This is a genomic window from Arthrobacter sp. C2 (assembly GCA_024207135.1).
GTDB lineage: Bacteria > Actinomycetota > Actinomycetes > Actinomycetales > Micrococcaceae > Paeniglutamicibacter.
This window is the reverse complement of sequence record CP042428.1, coordinates 3369069-3390583: the sequence shown is the minus strand read 5'-3', so window position 1 is coordinate 3390583 and position 21515 is coordinate 3369069. Positions and strand designations below refer to the sequence as shown.

General features: G+C 67.1%; 11 protein-coding genes. 3 read left to right on the top strand and 8 right to left on the bottom strand.

Annotated elements, in window-relative coordinates; translation table 11 throughout:
• The first annotated feature begins 1 nt into the window (after window position 1).
• Window positions 2–1906, top strand: a complete 1905-nt coding sequence (locus FPY90_RS15630) for an FAD-binding monooxygenase (RefSeq protein WP_498681974.1) — start codon at window positions 2–4, stop codon at window positions 1904–1906.
• A 213-nt stretch (window positions 1907–2119) separates the two neighbouring features.
• Window positions 2120–2902 carry an SDR family oxidoreductase gene (locus FPY90_RS15625; protein ID WP_071214691.1) on the top strand — a complete coding sequence of 261 codons (783 nt, stop codon included), beginning with the start codon at window positions 2120–2122 and terminating at the stop codon, window positions 2900–2902.
• Between the two features lie 92 nt (window positions 2903–2994).
• On the opposite strand, the gene FPY90_RS15620 is transcribed toward FPY90_RS15625, so the two are convergent.
• From FPY90_RS15620 to FPY90_RS15605, 4 genes are all read right to left on the bottom strand, one after another.
• Window positions 2995–3285, bottom strand: coding sequence for an antibiotic biosynthesis monooxygenase family protein (locus tag FPY90_RS15620; RefSeq protein ID WP_071214690.1), 291 nt, complete (start codon window positions 3283–3285; stop codon window positions 2995–2997).
• Window positions 3286–3390: 105 nt separating this feature from the next.
• The gene (locus FPY90_RS15615; protein WP_498681971.1) at window positions 3391–5016 is read right to left on the bottom strand and encodes an HD domain-containing phosphohydrolase; all 1626 of its coding nucleotides are present in this window, start codon (window positions 5014–5016) and stop codon (window positions 3391–3393) included.
• Window positions 5017–5055: 39 nt separating this feature from the next.
• Complete coding sequence (locus tag FPY90_RS15610; RefSeq protein WP_498681970.1) at window positions 5056–5799, bottom strand: hypothetical protein; 744 nt, start codon at window positions 5797–5799, stop codon at window positions 5056–5058.
• A gap of 85 nt (window positions 5800–5884) precedes the next feature.
• Window positions 5885–6553: a DNA alkylation repair protein gene (locus FPY90_RS15605; protein WP_498681967.1), complete on the bottom strand. Its 669-nt coding sequence runs from the start codon at window positions 6551–6553 to the stop codon at window positions 5885–5887.
• Window positions 6554–6716: 163 nt separating this feature from the next.
• Between FPY90_RS15605 and FPY90_RS15600 the strand changes: the two genes are divergently transcribed.
• Entirely contained in the window at window positions 6717–8477 is a 1761-nt protein-coding gene (locus FPY90_RS15600; protein WP_498681965.1) for a lipase family protein, read from the top strand.
• A 10-nt stretch (window positions 8478–8487) separates the two neighbouring features.
• On the opposite strand, the gene FPY90_RS15595 is transcribed toward FPY90_RS15600, so the two are convergent.
• The 4 genes from FPY90_RS15595 to FPY90_RS15580 form a co-directional block, all read right to left on the bottom strand.
• Window positions 8488–9891 carry a DUF1990 family protein gene (locus tag FPY90_RS15595; RefSeq protein ID WP_498681964.1) on the bottom strand — a complete coding sequence of 468 codons (1404 nt, stop codon included), beginning with the start codon at window positions 9889–9891 and terminating at the stop codon, window positions 8488–8490.
• Window positions 9892–9900: 9 nt separating this feature from the next.
• The gene (locus tag FPY90_RS15590) at window positions 9901–10224 is read right to left on the bottom strand and encodes a putative quinol monooxygenase (RefSeq protein ID WP_498681962.1); all 324 of its coding nucleotides are present in this window, start codon (window positions 10222–10224) and stop codon (window positions 9901–9903) included.
• Window positions 10225–10247: 23 nt separating this feature from the next.
• Entirely contained in the window at window positions 10248–10643 is a 396-nt protein-coding gene (locus tag FPY90_RS15585) for an MmcQ/YjbR family DNA-binding protein (RefSeq protein ID WP_498685604.1), read from the bottom strand.
• A 139-nt stretch (window positions 10644–10782) separates the two neighbouring features.
• Window positions 10783–21213, bottom strand: coding sequence for a DUF7927 domain-containing protein (locus FPY90_RS15580; RefSeq protein ID WP_498681961.1), 10431 nt, complete (start codon window positions 21211–21213; stop codon window positions 10783–10785).
• Between the last annotated feature and the right edge of the window lie 302 nt (window positions 21214–21515).

Below are 21515 nucleotides of genomic sequence, written 5' to 3'. Positions count from 1 at the left end.
CGTGCAGTTCCACCACCACGGTTACGTATCCGGTGACCCGCGTATCAGGCCCGCAGCCGGAGTCGGCATCAACCGCCCGGAGGAACTCCCCGAAGAAGTCGACGTGCTCATCGTCGGATCCGGACCCGCGGGCATGCTCACCGCCGCCCAGCTCGCCCAGTTCCCGGACATCACCACCCGCTTGGTCGAACGCCGCGGCGGACGCCTGGAGATCGGCCAGGCCGACGGCATCCAGGCCCGCAGCGTCGAGACCTTCCAGGCCTTCGGCTTCGCAGAGGCCATCACCGCCGAGGCCTACCGGATCACCGAGATGGCGTTCTGGCGCCCGGACACCGAGAACCCCAAGAACATCGTCCGCGGCGGCCGCGCCCTGGACGACACCGTGGGCATCAGCGAGTTCCCGCACCTGATCGTCAACCAGGCCCGCGTGCTCGACTACTTCGCCGAGGTCGCCCACAACTCCCCCACCCGCCTGGTGCCCGACTACGGCTGGGACTTCCAAACGCTCGAGGTCGCCGAGACCGGCAAGTACCCGGTCAAGGTCACGCTCGTGCGCAGCGCCGCACCGGATGAGGGCACCACGCGCATCGTGCACGCCAAGTACGTCGTCGGCGCCGATGGCGCCCGCTCCAAGGTCCGCTCCTCGATCGGCTGCACCCTGGCCGGCGACCAGGCCAACCACGCCTGGGGAGTCATGGACGTCGTCGCATCCACCGACTTCCCCGACATCCGCCTCAAGTGCGCCATCCAGTCCCACGACGGCGGCTCGATCCTGCACATCCCGCGCGAGGGCGGGCACCTCTTCCGCATGTACGTCGATTTGGGCGTCGTGCCCGAGGACGACAAGGGCGCGGTGCGCAAGACCACCATCGAGCAGATCATCGCCAAGGCCAACCAGATCCTGCACCCCTACACGGTCGACGTGCGCAACGTCGCCTGGAGCAGCGTCTACGAGGTCGGCCACCGCCTCACCGACCGCTTCGACGACGTGCTGCCCGAGCAGCTCGGCACCCGCAACCCGCGCGTGTTCATCACCGGGGACGCCTGCCACACGCACAGTGCCAAGGCCGGCCAGGGCATGAACGTCTCGATGCAGGACGGCTTCAACATCGGCTGGAAGCTCGCCCACGTGCTCGAGGGCCGCAGCCCCGAGTCCCTGCTGTCCACGTATTCGGCCGAACGCCAGGTCGTCGCGAAGAACCTCATCGACTTCGACAAGGAATGGTCGACGATGATGGCGAAGAAGCCCGAGGACTTCGAGAACCCCTCGGACCTCGAGGACTTCTACGTGCGCACCGCCGAGTTCCCGGCCGGGTTCATGACCGAATACGCCCCCTCCATGCTCACCGGTGCACCGACGCACCAGGAGCTGGCGGCCGGGTTCCCGCTGGGCAAGCGCTTCAAGTCGGCCATGGCCTCGCGCGTCTGCGACACCAACCCGATGCAGCTGGGCCACCACGCCACGGCCGACGGACGCTGGCGCATCTACGTCTTCGCCGATCCCGCCGCCCCCGGGGCCGATTCCCCGGTGGCATCGCTGGCCCAGTGGCTCTCCACCGCGCCGGACTCGCCGCTGGCCGCAACGCCCGCCGGACTCGACGAAGACGCCTGGTTCGATGTGAAGGTCATCTACCAGCAGAAGCACGAGGACATCGACATCAACGCAGTCCCCGCGGTCTTCAAGCCCGAGGTTGGCCCTTTCAAGCTCACCGACTACGAGAAGGTCTACGGCACGGTCCCCGGCGCGGACATCTTCGATGAGCGCGGGCTCTCGCGCGACGGCGTCATGGTGGTGGTCCGCCCGGACCAGTACGTGGCCAACGTGCTCCCGCTGGATGCCACCGACGAGCTTGCCGCATTCTTCTCGCAGATCCACGCCGGGGCGTCCAAGGTCGCGAAGGCCTGACCCGCCCCGGAACCTCCGATCCGACCGGGCCGATGGCCGGGTGCAGCTCCCGTGGCGAACACGCGGGAACTGCACCCGGCACCCGGCTGCCTCGCACCTTGAATTCCCGAATCACTCATTGCAGCAGGCCGCAAGGGAATAATCCCCCAAATGCATGTGTTTGCATGTATGCAGGCGGTTATCCCCGCTTCATCCAGGGAAAGGAATTCCACAGTGCAGAGGTTCGAAGGAAAGTCAGTCATCATCACCGGCGCCGGTTCCGGCCTGGGCCGGGCGGCCGCCATCCAGGTCGCCAAGGAAAAGGGCAAGTTGGCCCTGGTCGACCTGAACGCCGCAGGGCTGCAGGAAACCGAAAAAGAGATCCGCGCCGTTGCCCCGGACACGGAGATCCTCTCCCTGACGGCAAACGTCGCCAACGAGTCCGAGGTCCAGAACTATGTCTCCGAAACGCTCAAGCGTTTCGGCTCGATCGACGGTTTCTTCAACAATGCCGGCATCGAAGGCAAGCAGAATCCCACCGAGGACTTCGGCTCGGAGGAGTTCGGCAAGGTCGTCGGCATCAACCTCACCGGCGTCTTCTACGGGCTCAAGCACGTCCTGAAGGCCATGCGCGAGCAGGGCTCCGGTGCAGTGGTGAACACCGCATCGGTGGGCGGCATCCGTGGCGTGGGCAACCAGTCCGGCTATGCCGCGGCGAAGCATGGCGTGGTGGGCCTGACCCGCAACTCCGCCATCGAATACGGCCAGTACGGCATCCAGATCAACGCCATCGCCCCGGGGGCCATCATGACCCCCATGGTCGAGGGGTCGCTCAAGCAGATCGACCCCGAAAACTGGGAGCAGGTCGGCAAGGCGTTCGTCGAGCCCAACCCGATGAAGCGCTTCGGCAAGCCCGAGGAGGTCGGCCAGCTGGTCGCCTTCCTGCTTTCCGGCGATGCCGGCTTCATCAACGCCGCGGTCATCCCGATCGACGGCGGCCAGTCCTACAAGTACTGAGTCACCGAGAGCCCGGACGGGCGCCGGCATGATTCGGCCCCCGCAGCGAAACCGCTGCGGGGGCCGGCTGGCGTCCGGGTTCGACGGCGGCGCTAGCCGAGGTCGACGACCTCGAACTCGAGCAGCTCCGCACCGCTGGACACCGGCGCCTGGGCGGAGTGGTCGTGGCCGGCACGGTTGTCGCGCCAGTTCTCGAAGTCCCCGCGAGTGGCCCACTGCGTGTAAACGAAGTAGCGGTCCTCCCCGGCGACCGGGCGCAGCAGCTTGAATCCCTCGAATCCCGGGGAGCCGTCCACTGCGTGCTTGCGGGCCGCGAAGCGCGCCTCGAGCTCGGGCCCGGCCTCGCCGGGAACCTTCAGGGCGTTGATGACAACGATGGACATTTTTGCTCCTTCCGGGCCCGGCATCCGCGCCGGGCCGCTTGTCCTTCCAAGCTACCGCACGCCGCCGCCGCGTCCGGCCGGGCCAGGTAGCGCCCGGCGTCCCGGTCACCTGGCCTCGCGGTCCCACAACCCGTTCTCCAGGGCGAAGAGCGTGGCGGAGACGCGGTTGGCCGCACCGGTCTTGAGGTAGATGTGCTCGATGTGGTTCCGGACGGTTTTCGGGGAGATGACCAGGGCCGCGGCAATCTTCTGGTGGTCCATCCCCCGGCACAGCAGCCGCAGCACCTCGATCTCGCGGGCCGTCAGGCCGCCGGGTCCTGCCCCGGGCAACCGTCCCCCGGCGCCCGCGGCCGCTACGAGCACCGCCTCGACCGAGCGGGCCTCAAGCCTGCCGGAGTCGGCCTCGCCGCGCAGGCGCATGGCCGCCGCCCGGGCATCCAGCGCCGCCCGGTGCGGGCGCGGCTCCAGATACGTTTGGTAGGCATCGACGGCCGCAATCAGGCGTTGGCTCGGATCCAGCCCGGAGGCGGTGCGCCCCAGCGGGTAGCCCGAGCCGTCCAGCCGCTCGCGGTGAGCCCCCGCCACCTGCCCCACGCGCCGCATGCCCGGCACCCGGGCGAGGATCCGCTCGCTGAGCAGCGGGTACATGTCCAGGTGCTCGCGCTGGATCCCCGAGAGCTCCCCCGGGGCATCCCACAGGGCGTTGGACACCCCCATCCGCCCCAGGTCGTGCACCCAGCCGGCTTGGCGCAGCACCCGGGTTTCGGCGGCACCCAGCCCGTAGCTGGCCGCCGCGCCGGCGGCCAGGGCCGCCACGGCCCGGGAGTGCCCGATGGTCCACGGGGATTTCAGGTCGGCAAAATCTCCCATGGCCTCCAGCACCGCATCCAGCTCCGCCCCGGTGAGCGCGGCGTCGCGGGGCGCTGATTCCAGCACGGTGGGCCAGGGGTCCTCCTCCAGCAGCCCGTGGGCCAGTTCCGGGGCCCGGGCGCAGAACAGGTCGGCGAGGGCCGGGTCGAATTGGGTGCCGCGGCGCGCCGCGGCCATGGCCACGGCCCCGTCCAGGCCCGCGGTGCGCAGGTGGACCTCGACGGTGTCGGCCAGCTGCGCGATCCGCATTTCCAGCGGAATCTGCACCCCGGATTTCCCGGCCGGCAGTCCCCTGCCGTCCCAGCGCTCAAAGGTGTGCTCCAGGATGCCCGGAAGCTGCTCGTCCAGGCCCACGCGTGCGGCCAGCCGACCGGCCGAGGTGCAGTGCGAGGAAATCAAATCCCGCACGGACGAGCGTGCGGTGGCGATGAAACGCGCCCGGGCCCGGGCCCGTTGCCCGCCCGGCAGATCCGCGGCCGTGTGGCGCACCATCATGGAGAGCATGGGCAGCCCGGTGGCATCGATGAGGTAGTAGTCGAAGCGGAACCCGATGTCGTCACCGAAGAGCGCGGCCAGTTCGTAGGAATCGGCATGGCATCCGATCCAGGCCAGGAGGTTCGCGTAGTAGATCCGCTCGCGCACCTGGTGGTCGACGTCCAGGGCCTCGGCGATGCGCAACCCCAGCAGGGTCGCGCGCATCATGTGTTCCATGGGCTGGCCGAGCCCCAGGTCGATGGCCAGCGAGAGCGCGGCCAGCAGTTCGCTGCGGCGCGGCGCGGGTCCGGGAACCGACGACTGCGCAACGGATTCCGCCCCGGGCCCCGCGGGCCCTGAAAACGCGTCCGATCCCTGCCTGGCCACGACTCCAGTTTACGTCGCAGGCCCCATCCTGCACCCGGTTCAGGGCATTCGGCCGCCGCCCACGGCAGCGGCCGGAACCGCGGGGGCCGTGGAGGGGAACTCGAGGTCCAGGTCGGCCACGAACAGCCCGCGCTGCGGCAGCCAGAAATCCGCCAGGTGTTCCTGCGCCGCCAACGGCCGCGGCGCCCCGGCGTCCTGGCCGTCGATGACCGCCTCGGCGGCGGCCGCCGTCCACACCCGCAGCGGGCGGGCCCGGAACCGCTGGCCGTTGGGCACCAGTCCGGCCATGCCCAGCCGTCCGGCACGCAGCGCCGGTCCCATCGCCCGGCCCATGGCGCCGAGCAGCCGGTCGTTGCGCCACACAGCGGCCGGCATCATCCCGGCCATCGCACTCAGCGCGCCCGCGGCGCGGGTGCGCTCCAGCCGGATCCGCCATTCCAGCACGCCGGGCACCGCAACCTCGAGCGTGAACGGGTCGGTGAAGCGACCGCTGACGGGGCACTGGACCGCGTGGCTGAAGGCGGCACCGAAGTACCTGTTGCAGCTGAGTTCGGGCGGGGCGTCGGCATAGACGCTCCAGCGTCCATCTCCCCGGCGCAGCCACACCGCATGGTAGGCCGGACCGATGGAACTGGCGGTGAAGCGCCGGTAGGCCAGGTACCGGCCGTCGCCGAAGGGCATGCCCATCAGCGCGTACCCGGAAAAGCGTTCGGCGCTCCCCTGCGGCAGCCGCGGCCCGGCCTCCGCTTCATCGGCGCATTGGCGCGGTGTTGGTGCTTTCATGGCGAACTCCTTGTGCTCGATACCCCGAGCCTAGGAGTCCCCTGCAAACGGCGCATGGGGCGCCTGCCCCATCTGTTGCCCCGCGTCAGGCTTCCTTCCGGCGCACCATCTCGTTGATCCAGTCCGGGGCGAACGGCGAGGTGCAATTCGGCGGCGTCGGGTAGTCCTTGAGCACCTCCAGGCGCTCCCCGATCCCCAGAGCCCTGGCGCGCAGCGCGGGATGCTCGATCCCGATCGTGGCCAGCGTCTGGTTCATGGCCCACTGCAGGCGTGCGGGGGCCTCCTTCATCTGCGCCTCGATGACATCCAGCAATCCGGGCAAATCCAGGCCCTCGGGCTTCTTGGCAACCCGTTCACTGGTCAGCGCCCAGCCGGCGCTGGCGACCACCGGATCCGCGTCCGCCATCCAGGCCACGCGCAGTTCCTCGGCGTGCCTGGATTTCTTCACCACGTAGTTCACCAGCCAGTCGTGCACCTTCGGGGCTCGGGCCTCGCGCAGCATCGCATCCAGCTGCCCGGACCCGAATTCCCTGGGTTTGCAGACCAGCAGCGCCAGCAGCCGGGCTGCGGTGTCGTTTGTGGCCCACAGTTCGAGGGCCAGGTCCTGCTGGGTCTTCAGCCGCTTGGCCGCCGCCCGCAATTGGGTCAGGTTCACCCCGTGGTCGTCCCCGCGCCTCTCGTTGGCCTCGCGCACCTTCGGGTTTTCGAGCCCTGCCAGCTCCGCCATGACCCCTGCAACAGTCGTTTCTGACATCCGAACCTCCCGGTGTTTGTTCCCGGCCCCAGTCTACTGACCGGCTGCCACGGGTGGTACGGGCTTGCGCCGCGGGCCCCGGATGCCCGGTGCGGTAAAGCCGTACGGCAGAATGTTTGCATGGACAGGCGCTTGGCCTGGCGTTTTCAGGGGGGAACCACCGATGGCAGGACTGTTGCGCAGGACCCGTGGCTGGGTGCGCCCGCTGCTGGGCTTGGCCCTGCTGGGGCTCGGGACCGTCCTGGCCCTGCATTCCTCCGCGTCCATCAAGGTCTTCGTCGTCCTGGTGGCCGCGGGATTGGTTGCCGTCGCGGTGCTGCGCATCCTCGAGGCCATCGACACCGACGCGGACCAGGCCAACTCCTGCCCATGGATCACCGGCGGCAGCGGCGTCCTGCTGGCCGGCGCGGGGATCGCGGCGCTGCTTTGGCGCGGGGCCACGCTGCCGATGCTCGCGCTGTCCGTCTCCATCCTCCTGCTGGTTTCCGGGGCCGGGTCCCTGGCCTCGGCCCTGCGCAGGGGCTCCCCGGACCGCGCGTCGGCGCTGCTGGGCGGGCTGGCCGCGGTGTTTGCCGGGCTGCTGGTGCTGCTGTGGCCACGGCTCACGGTGTGGGCCTTTGGCGTGTTCTTCGGCGGCTGGCTTGTCTTCATCGGCCTGCGGCTCATCCTGGGGTACCTGGCCCGCGGCCGGTGCTCCCCCGCGCCAGGGAAGCCAGGGCGGCTGCGCGGCTTCGGGCGGATCGCGGGCTCCGCGCTTGCATTGCTGCTGGCCGTTGGCATGGTGCTGGTGACCTCCTTTGTCCATGCGGGGGATCCGAAGCTGGTCCCGGATGCGTTTTACACCCCGCCCACTCTTGTTCCCGCAGAACCGGGCAAGCTGCTGCGCGCCGAGCCCCTGCTCCGGGGCATCCCGGAAGACGCGGACGCCTGGCGCATCCTGTATACGACCACCGACCCGGACGGGTCCCCCGCCGTGGCCTCGGGTTCCGTCGTGGTCCCGAAGGACCGCGGGGCCACGGCGCTGCCGGTCATCTCCATGGCCCACGGCACCAAGGGCATCATCCCGCGCTGCGCCCCCTCGCTGTCGGCGTCGCCGTATTCGGACGGGCCGGCCGCGGCCCTGCGCGAGCTGGTGTCCCGGGGCTGGGCCGGGGTCATGAGCGACTACGTGGGCCTGGGCACCGCGGGCCCGCACCCCTACCTGGTGGGGCAGGCCGAGGGCCGCAACGTGCTCGACGCCTACCGGGCCGCCGGCCAGCTGCGGGAATTCACGCTGCGCGGGGACACGCTCATCTGGGGGCATTCGCAGGGCGGGCACGGCGCGCTGTTCAGCGCGGCCATCGCCAGGGACTATGCCCCGGAGATCGGGATCCTGGGGGTCGCGGCGCTGGCCCCGGCCAGCAACCTGGCGGCGTTGGCGCTGGGGGTCAAGGACGGGGCCGCGGGCAAGGTGGTCTCCTCCTACATTGCCGCGTCCTGGAACGATCTCTTCCCCGAGCTCGGTCTGGCTTCACTGGTCACCCCCGGGTATGCGAGGTCGGTGCAGCGGATCGGGGAACTCTGCTTCGACGGGCGCGATGCGCTTTCGGCGGTCGTCGGCGGCACCCAGCTCTTCGACGCGGTCATCCCCGAGTCCGCGCTCAAGGGCCCGCTGGGGGCAAGGCTGGAGGAGAACTCGGTGGACATGGCCATCGACTACCCGCTTTTCGTGGCCCAGGGGCTCGATGACCAGCTGGTGCTGCCCGGGATGCAGCGCGCCTGGGTTGCCGGGCGCTGCGCCGCGGGGCAGGAGCTGGAGTACCGCGAGTACGCCGGCCGGGACCACATGCCGCTGGTCGAGGATGATTCGCCGCTGATCGGCGACCTGGTGGCGTGGGCCAACGACAGGCTCGACGGCAAGAAGCCGGCCAACACCTGCCGGTAGGGCGGCGGCGTCAGTGGCCGCCGGCCAGCTCGCGGGCGGCGGCGACATACCGCCGGGTGGCCAGTCGCTGGGCGGCTTCCGCCACCGGGGCGGCCATCGTGTAGAACCGGTTGGAGTGCCTCGAGGCGGCCTTGATTTCCAGGTACACCGATCCGTCCTTCTCCAGCACCGCGGAAAAGGACTCCTCCCCCGTTTCGGGGTGCCCGGCCAGCGTCCCGTAGGCAAAGCCGGACCGGCCGGGCTCGTCGATCAGCCGCACCACGCGGCAGGGCGCCTTGATGCGTGCCGGGCGGACGCCGAAGCCCAGCTCGACGCGGCTGCCGAGCTTCACCCGCGGGGTGTCGGGCCGCGTGCGCAGGCCCGAACGCCCATGCAGGGACCAGTTGAGGATGCCTTCGGCCAGCGCGTCGAAGGCCGCCTGGCCCGAGCCGACCCGTTCGCGCAGCCGCAGGTGGCGGTAGCCCTCGGGCATCGGGTCACGCCCGGTCATCCCCGCCTCCGGGTAGCTCAGGTCGGACAGCAGCCCGAGGCGGAAGAGCCTGCGCCGGGCGGCTAGCTCGGCAGGTCCCCGCTTGGCCAGGGCCAGGCCGGCCACCCCGAGCACCGCCCTGCCGCCGAGGCGGGCCGGGAGCGGCACCGGGCCCAGCGCGGGCCGCTGCAGGCCCAAGAGCTTGCGGTGGTTTTCCGGCAGCGTGTCCACGACGGCGGCAAAGAGCAGCTTGTAGCCGGGCAGCACCGCCGGATCCAGCGGCGGGTTCTTCAGGAAGGAGACGACCTGTTCGACCCGGGGGCCTCCGGCCAGTTCGCCGCGGGATTCGTAGCCGGCGATGGCCGCCTTCAGCTCGGCATCGCTGCGCGGCGGGTTGGCCACGCCCATGAGTTCGCCGGCCTTGGCCCATTCCCGCACGTAGGCGTCGGCTCCCTGCGGGACGGGGCCGGAGAAGATCTCGTGGCTGCGCAAGAACGCGTCGGCGAAGGCGATGTGCACCCATTCGGCGAGCCCGGGGTCGTTGGCCGCGTAGTCGCGTTCCGCCCCGGTGCCGGAAACGTACCTGCCGGTGACCGGCTCGTGGCGGCGGGCCACCCACGCACAGGCGGCGTTCGCGGCCGCCGTGTCGCCGTAGGTCAGGGTGAAGATCCAGCGGATGGTCCCGGCCAGCCGGGCCAACGGGTCGGACTGGTAGTCCGAATGCTCGGCGACCCCGGCCAGTGCGCCGGGATGCAGCGCCTGGGTCAGCAGTGCCCGGATGCCCGCGGCGATCGGGCTCATGCCCCCGTGCACCACCCAGACCGCGGAGTCGTGCGGGAAGTATCCCGCATCGTCCCCGCGGTCCAGCTCGCGTTCCCAGACCGGGTCGTAGTGTTCCTGGGCGGAGAACGTCTGCTGCAGCTTGTGCCGCAGTGGCTCGAACATGGCCGGTGGCTAGCCGATCTGCAGTTCGCCCATGTCGCCCCAGGAGTCGCCCTCGACCTTGCGCGAGACGATCTTCGGGGTGGCGGCCAGGGCCGGGCGCATGGATTCCAGGCCGGCCTTGAAGTGGTCGGAGTTCACGTGGGCGCCGGCGGCATCGTCGTCGAGGAAGGCCTCGACGAGCACGAACTCGGCCGGGTTCTCGACGCTGCGGGACCAATCGAACCAGAGGTTGCCGGGTTCGGCGCGGGTGGCTTCGGTGAACGGGGTCACCAGGTCGATGAATTGCTCGGTGTATTCGGGCTTGGTCTGGAACTTTACAACGATGAAGTACATGCCCCCAGCCTACAGAATCCGCCTCAGCCCCGCTCGAGCAGGCCCTTCCAGCCCAGCTCCGCGCGGTCGGCGGCCGGCAGGGAGGCGACCACCAGGTCGTAGGAGTCCTCGACCATCGCCAGCATGGTCTCCGAATCCAAGCCCGGCACCACGGTGTTCCAGTGCTTCTTGTTCATGTGGTATCCCGGGGTGATCTGGGGGTTTGCGGCTCGCAGCTGCTCGGCCAGGGCCGGGTCGCACTTCAGGTTCAGGGTCGTTGTTCCGCCGCGGTGCATCAGCAGCCCGAACATCTTGGCCCGTGCCCCGGCCCTGCCTTTAACCTTGAAGACTGCCGCGTCCTCGCCGAAGGGAAAGTCCTCGAAGGCACCGGGAAGGGAGAGCAACATCGCACGCCAGGATTCGTATTCCACGGTGCCCATCATAAGCCCGCCGGGCATGGAAGTGGCCGGCCCTGCCACCTGGGGGTTGCGGCAAGACCGGCCGGTCTACAGGGGTTCGCGGTCGGCCCGCCCCCGGACTGGGGAGGGGCCGACCGCGAACTTCGGTTTATCCTGTGGGTTAGTTCCCTTCGCCCTTGCGGCGGCGGGTGCTTGCCACGAACGCTGCCCCGAGGAGCAGGATCAGTGCGCCGGAGCCCAGGATCCACAGCGTGGAGTCATCCGCGCCGGTTTTCGCCAGCGCCGATGCCGGCTTGCGCAGCGGAACCACAACCGCCGATGCCGGCTTGCGCGGCGGAACCACGACCACAGGTGCCGGATTCACTGGCGGGACCACGACGACCGGCGGTGCCGGCAGCAGGTGCTGCTCCTCCGGGGTCGGGTGCACGGTCTTCGACGGCGGGACATCCCCGCTGCCGGTGGCCACGTTCACCAGGACCGTATCCCAGGCCTCGTCATCGACCGTGACGGAGTAGGTCAGGGTCTTCTCCTCGCCCACCGCCAGGTCCCCGACGGTCCAGGTCAGCTTGCTGCCCTCGATGGCCGATTCGCCGCCCGAGAGCAACAGGCTTCCTTCGTTGAAGGTGGCCGCGTGCTGCCAGCCGGCCATCTCGTCGGTGATTACCGCCCCGGCGTACACGAACTGCCCGGTGTTGCGCACCGTGAGGGTGTATCCGACGGTGTCCCCTGGCCAGACAACGGTGCCGCTGGCCGGATCCGAGGTCTTCACCAGCGAGTAGCCGCGCGGGTTCTTCACCGGGGTCTCGCAAGCGCGGGACGTGGTGGTTTTGCCGTTGGCACTCAGGGTGGCCTCGTTCAGGAAGCCGCCGTCGGTGTTCGTGTCCTCGGGCCGGCAGGTGCCGGCCTCGGACCCGATGACCCCGTCCGCCAGGACCGCGACGACGTGCACCACGTAGGTGTGGGAGTCGCGTGCCTCGAGGTTGCGGTCGGTGGCCAGTTCCGTGGAGGTGTCGGTGCCGGGGTTCTCCCAGCTGCCGGCCGTATCGGTGCCTTCCAGGGTCCAGGTGGCGCCGGTGGCGGTGATCCCCGCGCCGAAGCGCAGCGTGTCGGTGAGGTTGTAGCGGGTTGCCACGTCCGAGGTGTTGTTCACCACGACCGTGTAGTGCGCATCCCAGCTGCCATCCGCGTTCTCCTCGGCCGTGACGGCCGTCTTGACGACGTTGCTGCCCGGTTCCGGGATTTCCAGGCAGGCGCTGTCCGTATCGGACTCGTTTCCTGCGGTGAGAACACCGGTGTTCAACAGGCCGTGGCCGCCCTCGCCGCATGCCCGATCCGCATCGTTGATCGCGGAGGTCAGGGACACGTTGACGATGACCGTGAAGGTGTGGACGGCTCCCGATTCCAGGACCTGGTCCGCCACCACGACGTCGTCGGTGGAGTTGCTGCCGTGCCATCCCTCGTTGACAACCACATCGGTGGAGCTGACGTAACGGTCGTTGACGGTGACGCCCTCGGCGAAGGCCGGGGTGTCGGCGAGCGTGTAGTTCGCGCCCGCACCGCCGGTGGCCGGGTTGGTGACGATGAGCTTGTAGCTCGCGTCCCAGGTGCCGTCCCAGTTTCCGTCGGCGTCCTCATGCTGGACCAGCCCAAGGGCCTGCTTGTCGAGGCTCGGGGCAACCGGTGCGGCACAGGCCTGGGCCTCGCGGTCCTGGCCGTTGGAGGTGATTCTCGCCGTGTTCAGGAACCCGGTGCCGTCCTCCCCCTCGGTGAGCTTGCAATCCCCGTCCGTGCTGCCGGTGCTTCCGGCGGCCACAGTGGCGGTGACGCTGACCTCGTACTCGTCGGTGTCGCCCGCGGCCAGGAACTTGTCGGTGGCAAGCATGGTGGCGGGATCGGTGTCGGGTGCGCTCCAGGCGCCGTCGGCGCCGTCCGGTCCGCTCCAGGTGGCCGAATCGATGGTGGCACCTGCGCCGAAGGCCAGGGTGTCATCCAGTGAGTAGATGCTCGGCGATGCCGCGTCCCCGGTCACCGTGACCGTGTAGTCCACAACCCAGCTGCCGTCGGGCTGCTGCATGGCGGAGGTGACGGTCTTGGCGATGTCCGGGTTTCCGGTGGCCGGGATCTTCACGCAGTCCTCGTCCGCACCGGTCTGGTTGCCGCTGGTGAGCGTTGCGGTGTTGAAGAAGCCGCTTCCGGCGTCCCCGCATTCCCGCTTCGTTTCCAGGCCCAGCCCGGCCAGGTCCACGGTGAAGGTCACCAGGTAGGCGTGCCGTGTGCCCGCCGCGATCGGTGCGTCATCCGCGATGGCCACCGGGACGGTGGTGCCGTTCAGGTCCATGGCCGGGGTGTCCTCGCCAAGAGAGACGACGTTCCAGCCCTCGATCTGCGTTCCTGCGGCGAATGCCGGGGAATCGAGAAGATCGTAGTGGGAATCGTGTCCGGTGGTGTTGTCCACTTCCAGCTTGTAGGAAACGTTCCATGTTCCGGTTGCCTCATCCAGCACCGGTTCCCCGGTGGCGGTCTTGGCGATCTTCGGTGTGGTCGGCTCCGCGCAGGCCGTCACCTCGGCGCTCTGCCCGTTGGCGGTGATGGTGGCCGAGTTCAGGAACCCCGTGCCGTCCTCGCCCTCGACCAGTTCGCAGTTGCCGGCCTCGGTGCCCGTGACCCCGGCCGCGACGTTGGCGGTGACCGTGACCTGGTAGGCCTCGGTGGCGCCGGCGTCGATCAGCCTGTCGGTGGCCATGACCTCGGTGTAATCCGGGGTCGCCAGGTCCCAGGCGCCCGAGTCGCCGCCCGTCGGGCCGGTCCACGAGGCGTCGGTGACGGTGATGCCGCCGCCGAAGGACAGGGTGTCATCCAGCGAGTAGCGACCCTGGACGTCGTCGTTGTTGGTGACCTCCAGCTTGTAGGTGATGCTCCAGCTGCCATCGGCGTTCTGCCGGGTGCCGGTGACGGTCTTTTCAACCGTCGGGGCCCCTACCTCAACGCAGACCTCGACCGACGTGCTGGCGTCGTCCGTTGCCACCGAGGTGGCGGTGTTGGTGTGGGTGGTGCAGGTGCCGTGAAGGGCATCCGGGTTCGGGTTCGTGAAGATCACCTGGTAGGTGAACTCCGTGGGAACACCGTCGGAGTTCCAGTCCGCGGTGCCCAGGGACACCGGGGCTTCGACGGTTCCGGCCTTGTCGTCAAAGACCTCAAGGCCGGCATTCGTGGAACCCACCTGCTCGTAGAGCACCTCGACCGAGGCCGTGGCGGTGGCGACCCCGCCCTGGGCAGTTGCCCAGGTCGCGGTGACGGTGTGCTCGCCTGCGTAGGCCCCGTTTTCCGGGGTCCCGGTGCAGGTGTAGGGAAGGGTCACGGAGTTGGCCGTGCCGTCGGCGCCGGCCGGCACCAGGACCTGGAATCCGTCGGTGTCCGGGTCGGCGTCGGTGGCATCGATGTCGCAGGTGACTCCCGCAATATCGACCCCTCCGGTGAGCGTGGCGGTGATCTCTCCCCCGGCAAACCGGTTCGGGTTGACCAGTGTGATGGTGCCCGCCACCTGGTGGTTTGAATCCTCATAACCGTCGGGTGTCGCCGCGACCGTGTAGTTGAACGTCGCCGTTGAGTCCAGGCCGATTTCGGCCCCTGTGCGGTCCACCTGCTTGTCCAGCTTCCACAGGTACTCGCGGTCGAAGGTGGCTTCGCCGGGGTCGGAAACTTCCAGTCCCGCCTTGGCACATACTTCCACGTCCGCCGTGGCCGTGTTGTCGACCTCGTCGGTTCCGGTGGTTTCCTGGAGGACTGCGGTGTTGGTGTAGGTGGTGCATTCTCCGGCCACGCCCGCCAGTTCGACCGAGTACTGGAACTCGACCGGCGACTCGGAGACGCTGGCGCTGCCCAGATCGTGTGTGGCGCCGGGTACCGTCTTGTCGTCGATAACGTCGACCGTCTCGTCGATGTCCTTGGTCCGGTCCTGGGTGAACAGGACTTCCGCCGCGAAGTCGGCGGTGCGGTCCTTGCCGTCCGTGCCGGTCCAGGTGACGGTGGCGGTGTTGGTGTGCCCCTCATAGTCGGAGTCGGCCAGCTCGGCATCGATCACGCAATCGTAGGTGATGGTGGTCTTGCCGCTGACAACTTCGCTGTCAACGACGGTGGCCGCGGGGACAACGACGTCCGTGCCGCCGCCGGCGATGGTGCAGGTTGCGCCCGGCACGGAGGTGACGTCGCTGATGTCGGCGGTCAGTGCTTCCTGCTGGTTCGGGTTGAACACGTCGATCGAGCCGGACATCGTCCAGTCCTGGTCCTTGTGCCCGTCCTTGGTGGCGGTGACCGTGTAGTTCGCGGTCGCCTTGCCGTTGCCGTCGACCGTGAACTTGCCCTGGTCGACCTGCTTGTCGATGCTCCAGTCGTAGTCGCGGGTGAATCCGGCCTTGACGGTCTTGACGACCGTCAGGCCCTTCTCGACACAGACCTCGACGGACACCGAATCGGTGTTGTCCTCGTCGCTGCCGGCCTTTTCCTTGAGCACCGCGGTGTTGGTGAAGGTGGTGCACTTGCCCGCGGTGCCTTGGAGCTCAACGGGGTAGGGGCCGAAGACGTTCTCGCCGTCCAGGGTCGCGGTGCCCAGTTTCACGGGCTCCGCATCCGGGTTGGTCAAGTCGTCGTAGACGTTGACCGAGGCGTCGGTGGCCTGATCGAGCGTGAAGTCCACGTCAATCGGATTGCTGGACGCGGTGCGGCCATCGCCCCAGGTGGCGGTCGCCGTGTTCTTGATGAAGCCGCTGTACTTGGCTTCGTCCACGCCGGCGGCAACGTCACAGGTGTAGTTGAGCGTTGCCGTCTCACCGGCAGCGATCTGCACGTCCGCACCGTCGGCGACGGAGCAGGTGATGCCCTCGATGTTCAGGGCATCGGTGACGTCGGCGGTGATCGAGCCGAAGTCGTTCGGGTTGTGCACGGTGATGGTTCCACCGAGTATCCAACCCGAGTCGGTGTGTTCGTCCTGCGTTGCGGTCACGGTGTAGTTGGCCGCGACCTTGCCGTCGCCGTCGACGTTGAAGTCGGTCTCATCGACCTGCTTCTCGATCTTCCAGTCGTAGTCGCGGTCGTAGGTGGCCGTGGCGTCCTTGGAGACATCCAGGTCCTGCTCGACACAGACCGTGACGGTCTGCTCGTCGGTTGCCAAGAGGTTCGTTTCCCCGGCTGCCACCATCGCCCGCGGCTCCCCGGCCATGGTGGTCAAGGTCGCGGTGTTGGTGTAGTCGGTGCAGGTTCCCGCAACGCCTGGGAAGGACAGGTCGTAGGCGTCAAACGCCGTGGGTCCGTCATTCCAGTGTGCGGTGCCCAGCAGGACCGGTTCCTCAACCGTTCCGGCCTTGTTGTCAAAGACCTGCACGGTTTCGTTGGTCACGGTGGCCTCGTAGGCGAACTTGACTGTGTTCTTGGCCGAAGCGGGTTCCCCGGCGGCGTCGGTCCATGTCACGAGCGCGGTGTTGGTGCCGTTGTAGCTGGCGGGTGTGCCGGCGCAGTGGTACGTCAGCTCCACGGTGCCGTCGGTGGTGCCGTCGGTGCCCGCGGGCACCAGGACCTGGAATCCGGCCTTGTCCGGATCATGATCCGTGGGGTTGGTGATGTCGCAACTCAATCCGGCGATGCCCACGGTGTCCGTGACGGTTGCGGTGATCGCACCGTCAGCGAACTGGTTGGGGTTGGTTAGCGTGATCTTGCCGTCCAGCGTGAACCCTGTGTCGATCTTTTCCTTGGGTTCGGCCGTGACCGTGTAGGCGAACGTGGCCATTCCGTCCGGGGCGATAGTCTGCTTCGACGGCTTCGCGGACTTCTCCACGTCCCAGGTGTACAGGCGGTTGAAGGATGCGGTGGCGTCCTTGGCCACCTGCAGTCCGGCCTTGGCACAGACTTCCACGTCCTGGCTGGCCTTGTTGTTTGCGTCCTTGCCGTCGGTCGCGGTTTCCTCGTTCAGCACCGCGGTGTTGGTGTAGGTGGTGCACTGCCCGGCAGTGCCTTGGAGTTCAACCGGGTACGGGGCGAACGTCTTCGGAGCGTCGGACACGCTCGCGGTGCCAAGTTCATGCTCGGCCCCGGAAACGGTCTTGTCATCGACAACGGTGACGGAATCGTCGATGCTGCCGGTCTGCGTGAAGACGATCGGCGCGCTGTTGGTCACGGTGCGGTCCATCCCGTCGACACCCTTCCAGGTGACGGTGGTGTGGTTCTTCTTGCCCGTGTAGTCGCCTGCCAAGACCTCGTCGGCAAAGGTGCAGTTGTACTGCACCGTGGCGCTTCCGTTGGCGACCACGCCCTCCGACTCGGTGGCGGCAGGAACATTCACGCCGATGCCGTTGGCCACCGCACACACGGCGCCTGGGATCTCCGGGGTGTCGGTGACAACAACGGTGAGGGCTTCCTGCTGGTTCGGGTTGAACACGGTGATCGCACCGGACATCGTCCAGTCCTGGTCCTTGTGCCCGTCCAGGAGCGCCTTGACCGTGTAGTTCGCGGTGACCTTGCCGTTCCCGTCAACGGTGAACTTGCCCTGGTCGACCTGCTTGTCGATGCTCCAGTCGTAGTCGCGGGTGAAGCCTGCCTCGACTTTCTTGACCACGGTCAGGCCGTCCTCGACGCAGACCTCGATGTCGGCGGATGATTCGTTGCCTGCGGGGTTGTCGTCGTCGCCCTCGAGAACGGCCGTGTTGGTGAAGGTGGTGCACCTGCCGGCAACGCCCTGCCAATCAACGTCGTATGCAAAGGTCTTCGGTGACTGGTCGCGGATCACCGTGCCCAGCACGCCGTCATTCTCGGCGTAGTGGTCGTCGGTCACCGTGATCTCGGTGTCCGTTTCCGTAGCCAGTGCGAAGTTCGCGTCGACCGGGCCGCTGGAGGCGCTGCGGTTCTCTCCCCAGGTGGCCGTCGCGGTGTTGGTGATCTTGCCGGTGTAATCGGCTTCGGCCACGCCGGCCGAGACATCGCAGGTGTAGTCGAGCGTTGCCGTCTTGCCGGCAGCGACCACCACGTCCTGGCCTTCAGCGACGGAGCAGGTGATGCCCTCAACATTCAAGGCATCGGTGACATCGGCGGTGATCGAACCGAACTCGTTCGGGTTGTCCACCGTGATGGTGCCCGTGAGCTTCCACTTCGAATCCGTGTAGCCGTCCTGGGTGGCGGTCACCTTGTAACCCGCGGTGGCCTTGCCGCTCCCATCGACCTTGAAGGAGGTCTCGTCGGCCTTCTTCTCGACCTTCCAATCGTAGTCGCGGTCGTAGGTGGCCATGGCGTCCTTGGTGACAACCAGGTCCTGTTCGACACAGACTGTGACGGTCTTGCTGTCGGAGTCCAGGGTTGCCTGGTTCCAGCCCTTCTCGGTCACGATCGCGGTGTTCGTGTAACCGGTGCAGGTCCCCGGGGCTCCCTCGAACTTCAGGTCGTAGGCGAAAGCCGTGGCGGTCTTCTCCTGGTTCCAGGTGGCCTCGCCCAGCAGCTCGGGGTAGTCGGTCTCATGGACCTTGTCGTCGAAGACCAGGACGGTCTTGTCGTACTCGGTGTCGAGGAGGTACTCGACCTTGGCCGTTGCCTGGGCCGATTGCGGGGTGCCGGTGGCATCCTTCCAAGACACGTCGACCGTGTTGGTTCCCGTGTACGTGGCAGGCTTGCCGCCACACTCGTAGCTCAGCACCAGCCTGCCGTCTGTGCCGTTGGTGCCGGCTGGCACCACTGTCTGGAAGCCGGGTGCGTTGAGGTCGGCGTCCGTGCCCTTGATCAGGCACGTCACGCCTTCGATGCCCACGGTGTCGGTCACCGTTGCGGTGATGGCTCCGTCGGCGAACTGGTTCGGGTTGGTCAGGGTGATCGTACCGCTCAGGGTCTCTTCGATGTCCTCAAAGCCGTTCGGGACTGCCTTGACGGTGTAGTTGAAGGTTGCCTTTCCTTCCGGGGCGATCGTCTTTTCGGTCTTGTCGACGTCCTTGGTCACGTTCCACTGGTAGACGCGGTCGAAGGAGCCGACAGCGGTCTTGGCGACCTGCAGACCTGCCTGGCCACACACGGTGGCGGTGGCTTCGTCGGAGGGGTTCTCCGAGTCGTCGCCTTCAAGCTCGATCCATGCCTTGTTGGTGAAGGTCCCGCAGGTGCCGGAATCCACCGTATGCTCCAATTCGTACGCGAACGTCTTGGTGCGCGGGGTCTTGTCCTTGACCTCGCTCCACGAGACGGTGCCGACCTCGGTGCCGTTCGCACCGGGGACCGCCTGGTCGTCAAATACCTTGACGGTCTCGTCGGTGATCGTTCCCGGCTTGAATTCGATGGCCTTGGCCGGGCTGGTGGCTTCGCCGCCGGCCCAGGCAATCTTTGCGGTATTGGTTCCGCCGGTGTAGTCGGATTCGGCGACATTGCTTGGATCACAGGTGTAGTTCACGGTCGTGGTTCCGGGAATCCAGTTCCCGTCGACCAAGGTGGCCTGCGGTACGTTGACCTGCACGCCGGTGGCGATTGGGTTCACATCGTGGGTGGCGTCGACGGTGCAGAGCAGGCCTGTCAGCGACGTGGTGTCCGAGACCGTGGTCTCGACGTCTCCGCCGAACTGGTTCGCGTTGGCCACCGTGATGGTTCCGCCCATGGACTTGGTGTCCGTGTAGCCCTCGCCGGTGACGGTGATGCCGTAGCCGACCGTCGCCTTTCCTTCGGGGCCCGCATTGACGGTGCCGTCGGTCATGGCCGTCTTGTCGATGTCCCACGTGTAGGTGCGGTCGTAGCTTGCATCCACGGTCTTCGACACGCTCAAGCCGGCCGGGAGGCAGGCCTGGATGGTCGCGTCGTCGGATGCGAGGACCTCAGTGGCGGAAACCTTGGCGATGTTCGTGAACGGTACGCACTCGCCGGCGTCTGCCGCCGGGACCGTCCAGGTCACCGTGTAGTCCTTGGACTGTGGCTTCGTGCCGTCGGCCCCATCGAGGGTCCATGCGGGGCTGAAGGTGAACTCGTCATCGGTCACCGTCACCTTTTGGTTCAATGGGCTCTGGGTCCACGAACCAGCGGTGACTTCGGCAGTGCCCTCGTCGAACTCGCCCGGGGTTGAGGCCACGGCCTTGCTCCAATCGACCCTGGCGGTGTTGGTGCCCGTGTACCTGGGCTGCGAACCGAATTCACAGCCGTAGTCGAACTCGACGGAGCTGTCCTTCGGGATGATCGTCTGGAATCCGGGCTTGGTCTGATCCAGGTCGGTCCCGGTGCCCGGGCTGGTCTGGCCGGTCACGGCACATACCGCGTCGCCGCCCACGTCCACCGAGTCGGTCAGGGTAGCGGCGACGTCCTGCCACTTGTTCGGGTTCTTCACCGTCATGGTGCCGGTCATGGCCCAGTTGCTGTCCACGTATGGCTGCGGCGTCACCGTCACCCGGTAATCGACGGTGATCTCGCCGTTCGCATTGGTGGTGTACTTCGTGTTGTCCGCGACCGGCTGGCCGTTCAGCAGCGGGGTCTTGTCGATCTTCCAGGAGTAGGCCCGGTTGAAGCTTCCTTGGACGTTCTTGGTGACTTCCAGGTTGGCACCGATGCACACCTTGACCGAAGCCGAATCGCTCCCGGTGCCGCCGTCAGATTCCTTGTAGGTTGAGGTGTTGTCGTAGGTAGTGCATTCGCCGGAGACCCCTGGCCACTTGATGGAGTAGTTGAACGTCTTCGATGATTGCGCCGCGGTGACTTGGTTGCCATCCGGAAGGGTACTCAGGTCAAAGTTGTTGTCCGTGACGGTGACCTTGTCATCGCTGACGGTGGGTTCGACACCTGCGAAGGTGAAGTCCTTGGTGGCGCTGGCTTCGCCATCCGTCCCGAAGTAGGATGCTGCGTCCCAGTTGGCCTTGACGGTGTTGGTTCCTGAGGTTGCAGCCGTGGTTCCGGTCGGCATCTCACAGGTGTAGTTGAAGTTCGTCGTGCCGTTCGGAATCGAGATCGGGCCGGTAACGGCTGTGCCGCCGGCTGTTTCGATGGCACATTCCGCGCCGGGGAGGCTGTCGCTCAGCGTCACGCCGTTGATGGCGGCGGAGTTGCTGTTCTCGACGGTGATGACACCGTCAACGACAAAGTTGCTGTCCTTCGCGGCGCTGGCCTTGACCAACACGCTGTAGTTGACGTTGACGTTTGTCGTCGGCGACTTGACGCTGGCGTCCTGGCCGGCGGCAAGGTTCTTGTCGATGGTCCAGTCGTAGTCGCGGTCGAACCTTGGCTTGGCAGTCTTGGAGACCGCAAGATCCTTGTAGGTTGTCTTGGTGTTGGTGAACGTACAAACGACTTCCACACGGTTCAGCAAGGTAAAGGACACAAGACGCTTCGTTTTGTCGACCGTTGGGGCGACGCCCGAACAGGTCAGGTCTGCGAGGTTCCAGCCGGCAGGAAGGACACCTTCCGAAATCGTGACCTCGCCCGGTGCGACGTTGTACTTTATCTGGTTCGGAAGATTCTCACCGGTGTCGGAATCTGAACTGTCATCCAGTTCGAAGTTGGCTGAAGATTCTGCTTCCTCCGAGGACAAGTTGAAATTGAAATCCGTCCCATCGGCGGGGGTGGCCTTCTTGACAACGGTCACAAAACCGACCTGCATGCCCGCCGTTTTTATTGACAGGTCTGAGGCGCCCTTAACGACGCAGTTCAGTGAGACCTTGGATACGTGGTAGGACGAACCTGAAATCGACGAGGCTCCGGTGGCCGGCCCACGGTCAAGCTCGGAAGCGATATGAGCACTGAAGTAAAGGATCCCGCTGGTCGCAGTGGCATCGAATGTCACATACACGGTATCTTCGCGGGCAGAGCCGGAACCTTCCACAACCCTGGTCCTGATGTTGTTTCCGCCATCCATGGAGAAGCGACTTGCGTAGTCAAACCCCCATCTTTCGCCATCCCTGA

What these genes read in the sequence shown, in the direction of transcription:
- FPY90_RS15620 (WP_071214690.1), bottom strand. Translation starts at nt 3,285, where the DNA reads ATGTCCATCGTTGTCATCAACGCCCTGAAGGTTCCCGGCGAGGCCGGG.
- FPY90_RS15610 (WP_498681970.1), bottom strand. Translation starts at nt 5,799, where the DNA reads ATGAAAGCACCAACACCGCGCCAATGCGCCGATGAAGCGGAGGCCGGG.
- FPY90_RS15605 (WP_498681967.1), bottom strand. Translation starts at nt 6,553, where the DNA reads ATGTCAGAAACGACTGTTGCAGGGGTCATGGCGGAGCTGGCAGGGCTC.
- FPY90_RS15600 (WP_498681965.1), top strand. Translation starts at nt 6,717, where the DNA reads ATGGCAGGACTGTTGCGCAGGACCCGTGGCTGGGTGCGCCCGCTGCTG.
- FPY90_RS15595 (WP_498681964.1), bottom strand. Translation starts at nt 9,891, where the DNA reads ATGTTCGAGCCACTGCGGCACAAGCTGCAGCAGACGTTCTCCGCCCAG.
- FPY90_RS15590 (WP_498681962.1), bottom strand. Translation starts at nt 10,224, where the DNA reads ATGTACTTCATCGTTGTAAAGTTCCAGACCAAGCCCGAATACACCGAG.
- FPY90_RS15585 (WP_498685604.1), bottom strand. Translation starts at nt 10,643, where the DNA reads ATGGGCACCGTGGAATACGAATCCTGGCGTGCGATGTTGCTCTCCCTT.
- FPY90_RS15580 (WP_498681961.1), bottom strand. Translation starts at nt 21,213, where the DNA reads ATGCAGGTCGGTTTTGTGACCGTTGTCAAGAAGGCCACCCCCGCCGAT.